The organism is Frankia sp. CoBUL1 (genome assembly GCF_978021245.1).
In genome coordinates this window covers 3,695-19,506 of sequence record NZ_CDXDOS010000047.1, presented here as the reverse complement: position 1 = coordinate 19,506, position 15,812 = coordinate 3,695, and the positions used below count along the sequence as shown (strand labels likewise).

The following is a 15,812-nucleotide window of genomic DNA, read 5'->3' as shown; positions in this document are numbered from 1 at the left end:
CCGTCACACCACGCGACCTTCGCGCAGCCCTGTGCTGTGACCTGATGTGGCACGCCTCGTGTCGTGACATGAATCGCCCGCAACCCCTGGCAATCTTGGTTGTTCCTGACGCAACCGAGAGGCCACGGAGCTACGGGCTTGGACGATCATACGAATGACGCGACGCGGTTGCTCGACATCGACGGTCTGACGGTGTCGCGCGTCGAGATGCTCGCGGGCAGGACACGGCAGGTGTGGCTTGCGACCGCGGACGAGACGGCGCGGGCGTGCCCGGGTTGCGGGGTGTTCGCGCGCAGGGTCAAGGGCGTCGTGACCACTCGGCCGCGTGACCTGCGCTACGGCCCGTCCCCCCTGCGACTGGTGTGGGTCAAACGCCGCTGGTACTGCCAGGAACCACTGTGCGCGAAGCGGTCGTTCACCGAGTCGCTGCCGGCGGTGCCGGCGCAGGCACGGTTGACGACCCGGCTACGCGAGCAGGCCGGCCGGCTCGTGGTCGACGGGATCTGCGCGACGGTGGTAGCCAGCGCGCGGCACCTTGCGCTGTCCTGGCCGACGGTCATGGACGCGGCGCGCGACGTGGCCGCGCCGTTGACCGACACCGCCTCACCGCCGGTGGACGTGCTCGGGATCGACGAGACCCGCCGAGGCCGGCCGCGCTGGCGGCCCGCGGACCGCGTTCCCACACCGGCGTCCCCCGAACCTGCTGGCGGCGCGCCCGCCGTCCCTGCGCCCGCCGAGACCGTCGAGCCCGACCCGGCGGGTGGCGAGCCGGCGAAGACCCGGGTGCTCGCCGACCGGTGGCATGTCGGATTCACCGACCTGGCCGGCGGGCAGGGCATGCTCGGCCAGGTCGAGGGCCGCACCACCGACGACGTCGCGTACTGGCTGGCCAGCCAGACACCGTCCTGGCGCGACCGGATCACCCACGTGGCGATCGACATGTGCACGGTGTTCGTCGCCGCGGTCCGCCGCTACCTGCCGGGCGCCACCCTGGTCGTCGACCACTTCCACGTCGTGAAACCCGCGAACGACGCCGTCACAGAGGCCCGCCGCCGGGTCACCACCCAGCTACGGGGCCGCCGCGGCCGCGACACCGACCCCGAATGGAAGATCCGTAACCTGCTGGCCCGCAACCGCGAGAACCTCACCGACCGCCAGCTGACGAAACTGTGGAACACCCTCGTCGACCTCGGCGAACCCGGCCAGACGATCCTGACCGCCTGGATCGCCAAGGAAGAACTACGCGCGCTGCTCGCACTCGCCCGCACCCACCCCGCCCGCACCGTGATCGCCCACCGGGTCGTCAAGCTCGACGCCCGCAACGCCTTCGGCTACCGCAACCCCGAAAACCAGCGGCTACGAAAACGCTGCGCAACCACCCGCCGAACCCGCAGATGCCTCAACCCCGCTTAACTTCGAAGAGCCGGTAATCCGGAACCCGACCGGCGGCGTCCCGGCGGCGGTTCACCCGACCGGAACGCGTCTGTCACCCGCGTCCTGCGTTCCCAGGCGTCATGGTTGTCTTCTGACTGGTTGAACGAGCCGCTCTGGTTGGACGAGCCGCTGGTGAACGGGCCTCGACGATCCCGTCATGACCGCGCTACGGCAGTGGTGCTCCCAGACCGAGACCACCTACCGCCTGGTCCGTTGGCTTACCGGCTGCCGGTCGTCGGCGGTGGTCGGGGTGGTCGAGGTGGTCGAGGTGGTCGGGGTGGTCGGGGTGGTCCTCGAACAGGATCCGCGCCATGGTGCGCGCCAGTTCGTGATGAAGCTGGACGTCGGCCCGACAGGCGACGCGGGACCCCAACCCGGCGAATTCGCGCGCCACTGGCGGACGATCGCCGACGCCCTCGGGTTCACCGAGCGCCACCTCGCCACGCCCGTCCATCAGCCGGTCGCGGTCGGCGATGGACGATGATTCGTCTTCCAACAGGTCGCGGGTGGCAGCCTTCGAGAGCTGGTCACGCTGCGCGCCCTGCTGGAGGCTGTCGTCCACCCGCGGCGGGCCGGGCGCCGGGGGGACTCCGGCAGCGGTCCGACGGAGACCTCGTGCCGCGGTGGCTGTTCCTGCTCATCGACCGGGTCCGATCGGCGGCGGAGGACTGGGCACGTCGGGCCGGTCTGGTCGACCTGTGGCGCGACCAGATCCCGCTGTCCCTGCTGGCCGTCGCCCTGACCTGCCTCGGACGGACATCCACCCGGCCGGAGGACCAGGGATGCTTCCGGCGGCTCGCGGCGAACAGCGCCGCGGTGTTCCTCGACCGGCATCACCCCGACAGCCGGCATCCGGACCGGCCGCACGAGGGCCTGCCGCAGAGGGATCCGCCGCACGAGGAGCGCCCGGACGGGGACCGACGCAACCCGGGCGAGCGGCCCTGGACGCGGATGACCCGACCGGGTCCGCGTGCAGACTCGCTCACCGTCCTGGTCGAGGCCTGTGCCGTGCCGGCCGCATTCGATCAGGCCTCCTCGGCCCACCTCGACCTGTCCAACCTGGCCAAGGCCGATGCCCGCAAGACGCTCCTGCGGCGGCTGGCTGGGCGCTGAGAGAAGGATTGACGTTTCCGGCCTGCATTGACTCCGGCGACCGACCCAGGGTGGCCGCCGCGGACAACGGAAAGGACAACGGAAAGTTGTGGAGGATTGAGCACGGTCCGACGGCGTCAAACCATGCTCAACCCTCCACATTTCACCGGGCCGCCGGAGCGACTGCTCCGGATTCGGGGTCGGGGTCGGCCGGGCCCGCCACGGACATCACCACCAGCAGCTGGTCCAGGGCGACGAGGTCGCCGGGCCGGACGAGTACTTCCTTGACGATCCCGGCGCCCGTCGCCGAGACGGTGTGCTCCATCTTCATGGCCTCGACGACGGCCAGCGACTGCCCGTCCGCCACGGTCATCCCCGGTGCGACCAACACCGCGGTCACCGTGCCCGGCATGGGGCTACGCGCCTGCCCGCCGGGCACCGGCCCGGCCCCGGTGCCCGGCACCGGAATCACCTCGGCCAGGCCCCACGCCCCACCGTCGCGGCCAAGCCAGAGGATCCCGTCGGCGGGCTCCCACGCGTAGGCCCACCGGGTGGTGACCGCACCGATCGTGACGAGCAGCTCGTCGCCGAGCTGACTGACCGATGCGGCGACCGGCGGCCCGTCGGCGATCCGGACCCGGGCCGCATCGGGGGTGCCGCGCGCCGCGACCCGCAGCGTTGACACCGTCCGCACCGCCCGCTCCCCGCGTCCCGGCTCCGCCCCATCCCCGTGGCCGTTACCATCCCCGTGGCCGTTACCATCCCCGTGGCCGTTACCATCCCCGTGGCCGTTACCATCCCCGCCCTCAACCCCGGCCCCGATCTCGGGTGGCGCGCTGCCACCAGGTTCGGCGCCGTCGGGGCCGCCGGACGGTACTGCCCCACCGGGCAGGGCGACCTCCCAGGTCAGCCACGCGGGCTCACCGGGCCGCCATCCGGAGGGGATGTCCCACGGGTCGACCACCGGACCGGCCGGTTGCAACGTCAGCAGCCTGGCCAGGGCGTATCCGAGGAACGCCTCGCCGGGCAGATCGTCCGGGGTGAGGGCGGCGAGATCACGTTCGACGAGACCGGTGTCGAGCCGCCCGGCGACGACGTCCGGATGGGCGAGCAGCGAGCGCAGGAAGCCGATGTTGGTCGTCACCCCGAGCAGGACCGTGCCGGCGAGCGCGGTGTCGAGGCGGGCGATCGCGGCGGCGCGGTCCGCGCCCCAGGCGATCACCTTGGCCAGCATAGGATCGTACGTGGTGCTCACGATGTCCCCGGCCCCGATGCCGGCGTCGACGCGGATGGCCGGCCCGGCCGGTTCCCGGAAAGTCAGCACCCTACCGCCGGTCGGCAGGAATCCCCGCCCGGGGTCCTCGGCGTAGATCCGCGCCTCCACCGCGTGCCCGGTCAGGCGGATGTCGGCCTGACCGAAGCGCAACGGCTCCCCGGCCGCGATCCGGATCTGCTCGGCGACCAGGTCCACCCCCGTCACCAGCTCGGTGACCGGATGCTCGACCTGGAGCCGGGTGTTCATCTCCATGAAGTAGAACTCATCCGGCGCGTCGGCGGACAGGATGAACTCGACCGTGCCCGCTCCGACGTAGCCGACGGCGCTGGCGACGGCGACCGCCGCCCCCCCGAGCCGCTCCCTGGTCCGCGCGTCGAGCGCCGGCGCCGGCGCCTCTTCAACAATCTTCTGGTAGCGCCGTTGCAGGCTGCACTCCCGCTCACCCAGGTGGAGCACGCTGCCGTGCTCGTCGGCGAGGATCTGGACCTCGACGTGGCGGGGACGGGTGATGAACCGCTCCACGTACAGGGTGTCATCCCCGAAGCCGGCGGCGGCCTCCCGGCGGGCCGACGCGATCGCCTCCGGCAGCCGGGCGGGCTCGCGGACGATGCGCATCCCCTTGCCACCACCCCCTGCCGAGGGTTTGAGCAGCACCGGATAGCCGATCTGACCGGCGGCCTCGGCGATCGCGGCATCGCTCATGCCCGGCGCCGACCGGCCCGGCACGACCGGCACCCCCACCTCGGCCACCGTCCGCCGCGCGGTGATCTTGTCGCCCATCACCTGCACCGCGGCAAGCGACGGTCCGATGAAGAGCACTCCGGCCGTCTCACAGGCCTGTACGAAGGCCGCGTTCTCGGCGAGAAAGCCATAACCGGGATGGACGGCCTCCGCCCCGGACACCCTCGCAGCCTCCAGCACGGCCTCGATGCTGAGGTAGCTCTCCTTCGTGGGCGCCGGGCCCAGCCGCACCGCGACATCCGCCTCCCGGACGTGCCGCGCCCCGGCGTCGGCGTCTGAGTAGACGGCGACGGACCGGATACCGAGATCGCGCAGTGTGCGGATCACCCGGACGGCGATTTCACCCCGGTTCGCGACGAGCACCGACGAGAACGTCAGACCCGACGTTCCCGGCGCCCTCGGCGGCACGACGCCCGCCGACCGGACCGGCGTGGAATGGCCATCCGGACCGTGGCCGGCACCGCCGCCGTGACCGGCGGAACCAGCGGAACCGGCGGAACCCGCGATGCCGGGATCGCCGCCTGCGTGATTCGTGGCGGACAGATCAGCCGTGGACACCCTTGATCCTCACGATTGGTTTCCTCACATCGGATGTTTCCGCACGCCAGGATGTCCCCCTCACATCCGGAAGACGCCGTAGCCCACCGGTTCCAGCGGAGCGTTCGCCGCCACCGACAGGCCCAGGCCCAGCACCATACGGGTGTCGGCCGGATCGATGACACCGTCGTCCCACAGCCGAGCGGTCGAATAGTACGGGCTGCCCTGCTCCGCGTACCGATTCAGGATCGGTGCCCGGAAGGCGACCTCGTCGGCCTCGCTCCAGGCGACCCCCGCGGCTTCCATCTGGTCCCGGCGCACGGTCGCCAGCACCGCCGCCGCCTGCTCCCCGCCCATTACCGAGACGCAGGCATTCGGCCACATCCACAGAAAGCAGGGCGAGAATGCCCGGCCGCACATCGAGTAGTTACCCGCGCCGAACGAACCACCGATCACCACGGTGAACTTCGGCACCCGGGCACAGGCAACCGCGTTAACCATCTTCGCGCCATGCTTCGCGATGCCGCCGGCCTCGTACTCCCGACCCACCATGAAACCGGTGATGTTCTGCAGGAACACCAACGGGATACCGCGTTGATCGCAGAGCTCGATGAAATGTGTGCCCTTCAGCGCCGACTCGCCGAAGAGCACCCCGTTGTTCGCGACGATCCCCACGGGATGGCCATGGAGGCGGGCGGTCCCAGTGACCAGCGTCGTTCCGTACTCCTTCTTGAACTCCGCGAAACGGCTGCCGTCGACGATGCGCGCGATCACCTCTCGCACGTCATAGGGGATGCGCCCGTCCGTCGGTACCGCAGCGTACAGCCCGGCCGGGTCGACCGCCGGTGCCTCGGTCGGCTCCAACTCCCACGGCCGCGGCCCGCGCGGCGCGAGGCCCGCGACGATGGAGCGCACAATCCGCAGCGCATGGGCGTCGTCCTCGGCCAGGTGATCGGTCACCCCGGAGGTGCGGGAGTGTAGCAGCCCGCCGCCGAGATCCTCGGCCGACACCACCTCGCCGGTCGCGGCCTTCACGAGCGGCGGACCACCGAGGAAGATCGTCCCCTGATTCCTGACTATCACCGCCTCGTCGGCCATCGCGGGAACGTACGCGCCGCCCGCCGTGCACGAACCGAGCACCGCCGCGATCTGGGAGATTCCCAGCGAGGACATCCGGGCCTGGTTGAAGAAGATCCGCCCGAAATGCTCCCGGTCCGGGAAGACCTGGTCCTGCAGCGGAAGAAACGCTCCCCCAGAGTCGACCAGATAGACGCAGGGCAGCCGATTCTGTAGCGCCACCTCCTGGGCGCGCAGATGCTTCTTCACGGTCAACGGATAGTAGGTGCCACCCTTGACCGTGGCATCGTTGGCGACCACCATGCATTCCCGACCCGAGATTCGGCCAATGCCGGTGATGATGCCCGCCCCCGGAACCGGATCCTCGTAAAAGCCGTTCGCGGCGAGCGGGGAGAGCTCCAGAAAAGGACTCCCCCGGTCGAGCAGCGTGTCGACCCGGTCGCGGGGCAGGAGCTTGCCGCGAGCCACGTGGCGGGACCGCGCCTGCTCCGACCCGCCGACCGCCGCCACCGCCAACCGCTCCTGGAGATCGGTCACGGCGTGCCAATGCCCCTCGGCATTGCGCCGTCCCTGTTCACCCGCGGCATCGACCCGACTGGTCAGGACCGGCATGGCCGCGGACCGCCGGACCTCGTCGGACCGCCGCCCCGCGATGGTTCCGGCGCGTGCTGCGCTCACAGTCACCCCCACGGGTGGACGTCGGGCCCCGAAACAACGCCTCCAAGTTAACGACCGCTAACCTTGTCGTCAAGGCAGACGGCGGCGGGGACCGTCGGGCAGACGGCCGATCCCCGTTGCCGGACCTTCACCCCTTCACCGACATTCACCCACCACCGAGACCGAGACCAGGATCCGGCGATCCGAAATACACCGGTTGCTCCCCGGCGGCTAACTTTAGCGATGCCTGACCGGTGGCGTCCGACCGGGACGGTCCGGCCACCCGACGGCACCGCGCAGGGCGCGGCGCCGTCGGGCCGGCGGGACTACCCGGCCCGCTCCCGGCCAGGCGGGCCCGAATCGGGAGTACGGCACGCAGCCGTCACAGGTACATGCCGTGACGGGCGTCCGTGGTGGTGGGCCGCGGCAGGCCCCGGCCGTCCCGCAGCGCGAACAGCTCCGCCAGCGTCATGCTCGACCGGACCCCCTCCGTGGAGCCCAGCCAGGACACCGCCTCGGTGTGTGGCAGGGCTCCCACCTCGATCTGGGCGAGACAGCGGCCGGGACGGACAACCGCGGGATGCATGCGCAGCAGATCCTCGTTCGTGGTCAGGGCGACCAGCACCTCGCGGCCCTGCCCGACCAGACCATCGGTGAGGTTCAGCAGTCGAGAGAGCTGCTGGCCAGCCGCACCCCGGCCGTCCCCACGGATCAGGTCGTCGCAGTCCTCGATCACCAGCAGCCGCCACCGGTGGGCGGGTGGCTCGCCCATGCGGTCGGTCGCCGCGCCCTGGGCACCATGACTGTCCGCATCCCCGGACCCGGCATCCCCGGACCCGGCATCGCCGCTGTCCGCATCCCCGGCCCACGCGATCCCGCTGTCGGTACCCCCGCCGTCGGCGCCGCGGGCGTCGGCGCTCTCCCCCTCCGGGTCCCCGTCGTCGTCGAAGCCGATCGCGACCTCCATCAGGTAGGCGGGATCGGCGAACAGCGCCTCGGGATCCAGGACGCAGTCGACCTGGCACCAGGATCGCCATTCGTTCGCCAGGGCCCGCAGCACGGTCGTCTTCCCGGTTCCCGCCGGACCATGCAGGAGGATCAGGCGGCCGACCACGTTGTCCCGGCGAACCGCCATGAGCCGGTCGAGCGGGCCCACGGCGGCCGAGGCGTAGTTGGCGCGGATCGAAGCCCACGTCGTGGTGGCCGTCCGGCGGCTGGTCCGGATCGGACCACGCTGACTGGACAGATACCAGAAACCCATGTTGACGGCGTTGTCCGCACCGCTCTCGGCGACGGACGAGCGGAGCACGTCCTCGATCACCACCCGGGCGAGCTGTTCGCTCACCGCGGTGACGGTCACCTCACCACCCCCGCCGCGCCAGCGCACGGCTCGCACCGTCCAGCCCTCGCCGACCGCGAGACGTGAATCGCGGGACTCCTCGACAACCGCGCGCAGGACCTTTGCCCCTGACGGCAGCAGCGTGGCTCCCGGCCGGAGCCGGTCGACCCGGGCACTGCGGGCCCAGGGCTGCTCACCGGTTGTGAAAGGAGCCAGGGCGAGTGCGTCGACGACGTCGTAGGGCGTGTCCGAGTCGTCCAGGCCGACAACGAAAGGGAGCTTCATCCCTCCGCTCAGTGACTCGGAGACCATCCAGGACTTAGGCAGCGACGCCTTCTGATGTGGAACTGACACCTGTCCGATGGTCCCGGACAACTCAGCGTCCGGCCATCCCGTTGCGCGATTTACTCGGGCACATCGCGGGGGCCGTACACCGCCCGCGACCTGTCGCGTGCCTCCATCAGGGCCGATCCGAGGACGTTGCGGCCCGGCCAACCGCCCGGGGAATCTCCCGGCCCCACCACCGGTGCGCCTACCCTAAGTAATTCATCAGCCACTCCAGGCTTCTGCCTGGGAGGTGGTCAGGATGCCAGGAGGGCGACTCATCCACCGTCGGCGCCGACAGTCACCGCAGCCGCAGCCGCAGCCGGACGACCATGCCGGCACCGGGGCCGGTACCGGGGCCGGTAAGGGCGACGGTGACGCGAGGAAGCCCGGTGCCACGGGAACCGGTGCCACGGGAGCCAGCGCCACGACGAGCGGGGGCGTCCGGGTGGGCCGGGGTCCGTTCGACGCGGCGGACGCGCCCGATGACGGCCGGGCGCAAGCGGATTTCGGAGCTCTCGTGGTGCCGCGGGTGAACGGCACCCGGATCCGGGTCTCGGCCTCCGGGCCGATGCCCACCCTGGCCGCGATGGACGGGACATCCGTCCTGGAGCTGTCCGTCCTCGCCGCCCCGCGCAGCGGCGGCCTGTGGGCGTCGATCCGCGAGGACCTGGTGCTCTCGGCACCGGAGGACACGGAATGGAACGACGAGGACGGGCCCTACGGCCCCGAGCTGCGCATGCCGCTCGACACGGCCGTCGGCCGCCTGCCCGCCCGCATCTTCGGCATCGAGGGGCCGCGGTGGATCCTCTGTGCGGTCATCACCGGTGCGGCCGCGGTCGACGTGACGGCGGCGCCGCTGCTGGAGGAGGTACTGGACGGGCTCGTCGTCGTCCGGGGGGACGCGGCGATGCCGGTGCGCGAGCCCATCCCCTTCGAACGTCCCGACAGATTCGACCGTCCCGACCGAACAACCGACACCGCCGCGGCCATTCCGGAGCAATCCCCGGAACGCAGGATCATGACGCTGGCGCTGCGGGGAGCCAACCGCGAGGCCCCCCACCCGCGGCGTCGTGACCCGGCCCGTCCACCACCGGCCCGGCTCAGGCCCGTAGGGAGTCGGTGTACTCCACGAAGTAGACGAAGATCTGGACTGCGGCCTGGTAGAGATCGGTCCGGAGATGTTCATGGGCAGCACGCGGAGCTATCCGGTCGACGGTCCTCAGCCCAACGCCGGAAGCAGACGTGCAACGGCGGCCGTTCAGAGATCGTCTGTAAACGGATTTATCAAACCTGTTCACCATGCGGGAAGGATGGCGCGGTTCGGGTCGCCCGGGCCGGTCACCACCGGACCGGGGCTCCCCCCGGAGAGCACCCGGCACGACGGGCGGAGGTGCGGAGTGTCGGCCACGCTAGCGCTGGGTCTGCTGCTGCGGGGGCTCGTCTTGGTCGTGGTGGTTCGCGGTCGGGGCCGGCACGCCGTGTCCGGTCTCGGGCTGATGTTCGTCGGTGCCGCCATCGTCTACCACGGGGCGACGGAGGTCCTGCAGGTCCTGGTGCCATCCTATGGAAGGCGGGATAAACCCGGGCGAGGTGGGAGACCTCGGGGTCCGCCTGGACGGGAACTCCTACCCGTCGATAATCCTGCGACGGCTCCGCGACGGTTCTCCGCCCATCGGTCCGGTAACCCTGTGGAACGACGTCAACATCGTCGTCCCGCGTTTTCTCAATCCCGACAAACTGCATTCCGACCTGGAGTCGCGTTCCCTCAAGACGCGCCTGTCCGACACCTACGGGATCACCAACGCGTTTGACCGCCTGCCCACCCAGCTCGGCGAGCTGCTGCCCATCGGCGGTCCGCCGTGGATGGTGACCCTCGCGGCTCTGGCAGGATTCGTCCTCGTCCGACTGGAGTACGCGCTGCGCGAATGTCGCCATCCAGCGGCTCTCCTGGGCCTGCTGGCGCTGGTGGCCGCGATCCTGCAGTACGAAGGCGGGAGCGCGCTCTACGCGATCAACGGCCGCGGCGTCCTGGCCATCGCGGCCGGACTGTTCGTGTGGCGGAAACGACGGATCTTCCGGCCCGCAACGGTTCGGAGGCTGACCACCCTACCGCCGCTGTGCACCGGCACCCCGGCCACCGTCGCGCGGGCCGGCTCCGACGAGGACGGCACACCGACCGACCCGTCGCAGCCCGACCCGTCGCCGGGTGACCCGTCGCAGCCCGACCCGTCGCCGGATGACCCGGTACGGACCGAGCCGACGTCCGTTGGCAGGGACGAGGCCGCGGCGCAGGTCACGGCCCGCGGCCACGGCCCGCGCCGCAACCGGTGATGGGGTGGCGGCGCGGCGGCCGCGGTCTCTCTGACGTTCCGGAGGGCGATGTCCGGCTTCCCGTCGGTGCGCGAGCAGCCGGATCGCGACGCCCAGCGACGCCCGTGCCGGAGCGTCCCCGAGGGGGCTCGCCGCCGCCGGCGTCCTGCTAGCGTGCCCGGTTGTGCCCAGCAGCATGCGCCGAGCCGCCCCCGCCGCCGAGCTGCCCGGAGACGTCCAGCTGCCCGGAGACAACCGGCGGGGGCCGGCGTGACCGTGCACTTCATCGGGGCCGGACCGGGCGCCGCCGACCTCATCACCGTCCGCGGCCGGAATCTGATCGCGTCCTGCCCGGTCTGCCTGTACGCCGGCAGTCTCGTCCCGGTCGAGCTGCTGGCACACTGCCCGCCCGGGGCCCGTCTCGTCGACACCGCCCGGATGCCGTTGGACGACATCGTCGCGGAGCTGGTCGCGGCCGACGCCGCCGGTCACGACGTCGCCCGACTGCACTCCGGCGACCCGTCGCTCTACAGCGCCGTCGCCGAGCAGATGCGCCGGCTCGACGCGGCCGGGATCGCCTACGACGTGACGCCGGGTGTCCCCGCCTTCGCCGCGGCGGCGGCGTCGCTGCGCCGGGAGCTGACGGTTCCCGGCGTCGCCCAGAGCGTGGTGCTGACCCGCACGGCCGTGCTGTCCAGTCCCATGCCGCCCGGCGAGGACCTCGCCACCCTCGGCCGGTCGGGGGCGACCCTCGTGCTGCACCTGGCCGTGCACCGTATCGAGACGCTCGTCGCCGAGCTCGTGCCGAACTACGGTACGGACTGCCCGGCAGCCGTCGTCGCCTGGGCCAGCCGGGCCGACGAGATCGTGTTGCGCGGCACGCTCGCCGACATCGCCGGTCGGGCGCGGGCCGCGGGGCTCACCAGGACGGCCGTGATCATCGTGGGTCGCGCTCTGGCCGCGGAGGGTTTCCGGGACAGCTACCTGTACTCCCGGGAACGCTTCGGACCGGACGGATGCGTGTCGTCCGTTCCCCCGGCCTCCCCGGTTTCCCCGGCCTCCCCGGTTTCCCCGGCCTCCCCGGTTTCCCCGGCAAACGCCGCGCCGTGTGGCCCGGATCCCGCCCCCGGGGCTCGGTGACCGGGGCACGCCGCCTGCTGCTGCTCGGCGGAACCGAGGAGGCGCGCCGCCTGGCGACCAGGCTCGGCTCCCCGGATCCCGCCGGCACGGAACGCATCGAGATCGTCTACTCGTTGGCCGGTCGAGTCCGCGAGCCTGCGCTGCCACCGTCCTGCCAAATCCGGATCGGCGGCTTCGGCGGGGCGGCGGGCCTGGCCGACTACCTGCGGGCCGAACGGATCGATGCGGTGGTCGACGCGACCCACCCGTTCGCCGCGACGATGACCACGCACGCCGCACAGGCCGCGCGCGCCACCGGCGTTCCGCTGCTCGTCCTGCGCCGGTCGAGCTGGCGCGGGCAGCCCGGCGACGACTGGCGCCGGGTCCCGTCGCTGGCCGGCGCGGTCGCCCTGCTCGACCGGTTCGTCCTACCCGGGCCGCGCCCGCATTCCGATCCAGCCCCACGGGTGTTCCTGACCACCGGGCGAACCGACCTCGCCCTGTTCGCCGGCCTGCACCGACCCTGGTTCCTGGCCCGGTCGGTCGAGCCGCCGACCGGCCCGGTACCGCCACGACTGACCGTCATCCTCGATCGTGGGCCGTTCGACGTCGCCGGGGAGACCGCCCTGCTGCGCCGGCACCGCGTCGACGTCCTCGTGACCAAGAACAGTGGCGGAACGATGACCGCCGCGAAGCTCGCCGCCGCCCGGGACCTCGGTCTGCCGGTCGTCATGGTCGACCGCCCACCGCTGCCACCCGGGGTGGCAGCGGTCGACGATATCGACGCCGCCGTGGCCTGGGTCGCACCACCATGGCCCAGGTGACCATGGCCCCGGTGACCGGAGGCTAGGTGACCGGGTAACGACGTGGGGTGAACACGAGGTCCCGGCCGGGGCCGCGGCGCACCACCCGGGTCGTCGACGAGCCGATGAGCAGCAGGCAGCGCATGTCGACCTCGGCCGGGTCGAACGCACCGAGGCTCGTCACGGTGATGCTCTCGGTGGGACCGCCGACATCCCGGCCGATGACCACCACCGTGTCCGAGGGGCGGTGTTCGAGCAGCACCTCGTGGGCCCGCTCCAGCTGATGGCGACGGGTACGGGAAGCCGGGTTGTACAGCGCCAGGACGAAGTCGCCCGCGGCCGCCGCCCGCAGCCGCCGCTCGATGACCTCCCACGGCTTGAGTCGGTCGGACAGCGACAGCACGCAGAAGTCGTGGCCGAGTGGCGCCCCGACCCGGCTCGCCACCGCCTGCGCGGCGGTCAGCCCGGGCACGACCCGCACCTCGACGCCCGCGAACCGCTCCGCCGCCGCGGCCTCGACGACGGCCGTGGCCATCGCGAAGACCCCGGGATCACCGGAGGAGACCACGGCGACGTTCGCGCCGCCGGCCGCCAGTTCGAGGGCGAGCTCAGCGCGCTCGGCCTCGACGGTGTTCCCCGAGGCGTGCCGGCGCTGGCGTGGATCGACCGGCACCCGGTCGAGGTAGGGGCCGTAGCCGATGAGGTCGTCGGCGGCGGCCAGCGCCTCGGCGGCCTGCGGCGTCAACCAGCCCGCAGCGCCCGGTCCGAGGCCCACCACGACGACCTCCCCCGCGCCGGGCGTGCCGCCGGTACCAACGGCACCAGCCTTACCAACGGTGGGCGCCGTTGGTACCCAGTCCGCCTGCGACGCGCGCAGCGGCGCCGGATCGTCCGGCCCCCGGACCGGGCTCGGCAGTACCGCGAGCGAGAAGTACGGCACCGTGGCCGGGTCTACCGCACCGAGCGGGGCGATGCGCTGGCCGGAGGTGGTGGCCCGTTCCACGTACCAGGTGTCCGCGAGGCGTCCCGCGGCGGTGAAGGCGTCCCGGACCCCCGGGAAGGTCCGTCCCATCTTGAGCACGACGGCGGTGTCCGTGCCAGCGATACGCTCGGCGAGGACCGTCGGCGGCAGCGTGCCCGGCAGCACTGTGAGGACTTCGTTGCCCTCGACCAGCGGCCGGCCGAGCACCGCGCACCCCGCCGACAGGGATGTCACCCCCGGCACGACCTCGGTCGGGTACCGGTCGGCGAGGCGCCGGTGCAGGTGGATGAACGAGCCGTAGAAGAACGGGTCACCCTCGCTGAGGACCACGACGTCCCGGCCGGCGTCGAGGTGGACGGCCAGCCGCTTGGCGCAGTCCTCGTAGAACTCGTCGATCGCGCCGCGGTAGCCACCGGGGTGGGAGGTCGTCTCGGTGGTGACCGGGTAGACCAGCGCCTCCTCGATCTGGTCGCCGCGCAGCTGACTCGCGGCGACCGACCGGGCGATGCTGCGGCCGTGCCGGGCGCTGTGGTAGGCGATCACGTCGGCGTCACGGATCAGGCGGGCCGCCTTGAGGGTGACGAGCTCGGGATCCCCCGGTCCAACCCCGACTCCCCACAGCCGGCCCTTCGACGGCACCATTAATCCTCCTCGCTCGCGATCGCGTTGACCGCGGCGACCGCCATCGCGCTGCCGCCCCGCCGACCGTGCACGACGAGATGCTCCAACCGGGCCGGATCATCCACGAGGGCCTGCTTGGACTCCGCGGCGCCGATGAACCCCACGGGCACGCCGAGCACCGCCGCCGGTCGCCCGGCTCCGGCCGCGACGAGTTCCAGCAGGCGGAACAGCGCTGTCGGAGCGTTCCCGACCGCCACCACGGAGCCGGCGAGTCGATCCGCCCACAGATCCACCGCCGCGGCGCTGCGGGTGGTGCCCAGCCGCTCGGCGAGCTGCGGCACCCGGGGATCACCGAGCAGGCAGAGAATCTCGTTCGCGGCGGGCAGCCGACGGCGGGTCACACCGGCCGCCACCATCTGCGCGTCACAGAGCACCGGGGCGCCGGCCAGCAACGCCGCGCGCGCCGCCGCGACCACGCCGGGGGTGAAAGCGAGATCGTCGACGAGATCCACCATTCCACAGGAGTGGATCATGCGGACCGCGACCCGGGCAACGTCACCGGGCAGCCGGTCGAGACGCGCCTCGGCCCGGATCGTCGCGAACGACCGACGGTAGATCTCCGCGCCGTCGCGAACGTAGTCGTAACGTTGCACACCGCTCATGTCTGATACGCCGTTCATGCCAGCCTCCTCGCCGACCTGACGGCCGCAGCCAGGTCCCGGTGACCGTCGAGGGGGCTCGACGACACGACCGTCGCCTCACCGCCATCCGCTCCGACAGATGCGACGGCGGCGGCTCCGAGGCCCGTCCGACGGATCCGGTAGCCGGACCCGGTCGCCACAACCTCCACCACCCGTCCTCCCGGTTGCCCGCAGCGCCGCTCGCAACCCGACCAGTGCACCGGCGCGAGGGCCGGGCCAACCGGGACGGGTGGGAGGGCTCGCGGCCTCCCGGCCGGGTGCGTCGGCGCCGACGGGTCGTCAGCTCGGATCCGCACGGACACCGCCGCGTCACTGCGGACATCCGCCAACGCCCGGCCGCATCCCGGCCGACCGGCACAGCTCGTCACACCGACCCAGGATGATGCCGGATCGACGACCAGGCCCGCGTCCGCAGCCGCCCTCGACCACCGGGTAGCCTCGGCCGGGTCGAGATCGCGGAGCACGACGGACCGCCACGGGGTCACAACCAGGACGCCGTCTTCGGCATCGCCCGCTCCGCCAGCACCGTCACCACCACCGGCCGCCGCGGCAGCGGCGAGCAGGTCGAGCTGGTCGGCGCTCAGCCGCCCCAGGGGGACGAGCACGGTCAACGCCCGGCGGCCATCACGCTGCGGATGCGGACCGGGCCACGCGCCGGCCCGAACGGTGGCGCTCCCAGCAGCCTGAGCGATTCCAGCGGCCTGGACGATCCCAACGACCCCGGCCTCGGTCGCGGCAGCCGCGAGCAGGCCGTCCCGTCCGCCCGGTCCACCCGGCAACTCGGCGATCCGCCAGG

At 72.0% G+C, this 15,812-nt stretch carries 12 protein-coding genes and 1 pseudogene; 7 read left to right on the top strand and 6 right to left on the bottom strand.

Annotated features, from left to right (window positions below; translation table 11 throughout):
- Positions 1-138: 138 nt before the first annotated feature.
- The 3 genes from AC08OX_RS06330 to AC08OX_RS06320 all read left to right on the top strand — a co-directional run bounded on the left by AC08OX_RS06330 (position 139) and on the right by AC08OX_RS06320 (position 2,547).
- A complete protein-coding gene (locus tag AC08OX_RS06330) occupies positions 139-1,413 on the top strand; it encodes a transposase (RefSeq protein ID WP_476606952.1) in 1,275 nt (424 codons plus the stop codon).
- A gap of 178 nt (positions 1,414-1,591) precedes the next feature.
- Positions 1,592-1,918 (top strand): hypothetical protein, encoded by a 327-nt coding sequence (locus tag AC08OX_RS06325; RefSeq protein ID WP_476606951.1) that lies wholly within the window; start codon positions 1,592-1,594, stop codon positions 1,916-1,918.
- A gap of 131 nt (positions 1,919-2,049) precedes the next feature.
- A complete protein-coding gene (locus AC08OX_RS06320) occupies positions 2,050-2,547 on the top strand; it encodes a hypothetical protein (protein ID WP_476606950.1) in 498 nt (165 codons plus the stop codon).
- A gap of 142 nt (positions 2,548-2,689) precedes the next feature.
- Here AC08OX_RS06320 and AC08OX_RS06315 read toward each other — a convergent pair whose 3' ends face one another.
- From AC08OX_RS06315 to AC08OX_RS06305, 3 genes are all read right to left on the bottom strand, one after another.
- On the bottom strand, positions 2,690-4,906 hold the full coding sequence (locus AC08OX_RS06315; protein ID WP_476606954.1) for an acetyl/propionyl/methylcrotonyl-CoA carboxylase subunit alpha: 2,217 nt from the start codon (positions 4,904-4,906) through the stop codon (positions 2,690-2,692).
- Positions 4,907-5,161: 255 nt separating this feature from the next.
- On the bottom strand, positions 5,162-6,769 hold the full coding sequence (locus AC08OX_RS06310; RefSeq protein WP_476606953.1) for a carboxyl transferase domain-containing protein: 1,608 nt from the start codon (positions 6,767-6,769) through the stop codon (positions 5,162-5,164).
- Positions 6,770-7,196: 427 nt separating this feature from the next.
- Positions 7,197-8,507, bottom strand: coding sequence for a DUF5925 domain-containing protein (locus AC08OX_RS06305; RefSeq protein WP_476606949.1), 1,311 nt, complete (start codon positions 8,505-8,507; stop codon positions 7,197-7,199).
- Between the two features lie 232 nt (positions 8,508-8,739).
- Here AC08OX_RS06305 and AC08OX_RS06300 point away from each other — a divergent pair, with 232 nt between their 5' ends.
- From AC08OX_RS06300 to AC08OX_RS06285, 4 genes are all read left to right on the top strand, one after another.
- The gene (locus AC08OX_RS06300; RefSeq protein WP_476606948.1) at positions 8,740-10,059 is read left to right on the top strand and encodes a DUF3710 domain-containing protein; all 1,320 of its coding nucleotides are present in this window, start codon (positions 8,740-8,742) and stop codon (positions 10,057-10,059) included.
- Positions 10,044-10,811, top strand: a complete 768-nt coding sequence (locus AC08OX_RS06295) for a hypothetical protein (RefSeq protein ID WP_476606947.1) — start codon at positions 10,044-10,046, stop codon at positions 10,809-10,811. The genes AC08OX_RS06300 and AC08OX_RS06295 overlap by 16 nt, the downstream gene beginning before the upstream one ends.
- A 249-nt stretch (positions 10,812-11,060) precedes the next feature.
- Positions 11,061-11,930 carry a precorrin-4 C(11)-methyltransferase gene (gene cobM / locus AC08OX_RS06290; RefSeq protein WP_476606946.1) on the top strand — a complete coding sequence of 290 codons (870 nt, stop codon included), beginning with the start codon at positions 11,061-11,063 and terminating at the stop codon, positions 11,928-11,930.
- A complete protein-coding gene (locus AC08OX_RS06285; protein WP_476606945.1) occupies positions 11,927-12,733 on the top strand; it encodes a cobalt-precorrin-6A reductase in 807 nt (268 codons plus the stop codon). Before cobM ends, AC08OX_RS06285 begins: the two co-directional genes overlap by 4 nt.
- 22 nt (positions 12,734-12,755) lie before the next feature.
- Here the strand turns inward: AC08OX_RS06285 and AC08OX_RS06280 are convergent, their stop codons facing one another.
- The 3 genes and pseudogenes from AC08OX_RS06280 to AC08OX_RS06270 form a co-directional block, all read right to left on the bottom strand.
- Positions 12,756-14,336, bottom strand: coding sequence for a precorrin-2 C(20)-methyltransferase (locus tag AC08OX_RS06280; RefSeq protein ID WP_476606944.1), 1,581 nt, complete (start codon positions 14,334-14,336; stop codon positions 12,756-12,758).
- A complete protein-coding gene (locus AC08OX_RS06275) occupies positions 14,336-14,995 on the bottom strand; it encodes a precorrin-8X methylmutase (protein WP_476606943.1) in 660 nt (219 codons plus the stop codon). The genes AC08OX_RS06280 and AC08OX_RS06275 overlap by 1 nt, the downstream gene beginning before the upstream one ends.
- Positions 14,992-15,812, bottom strand: a pseudogene (locus tag AC08OX_RS06270) (nitrite reductase); the annotation flags it as partial. The gene AC08OX_RS06275 and the pseudogene AC08OX_RS06270, both read right to left, overlap by 4 nt.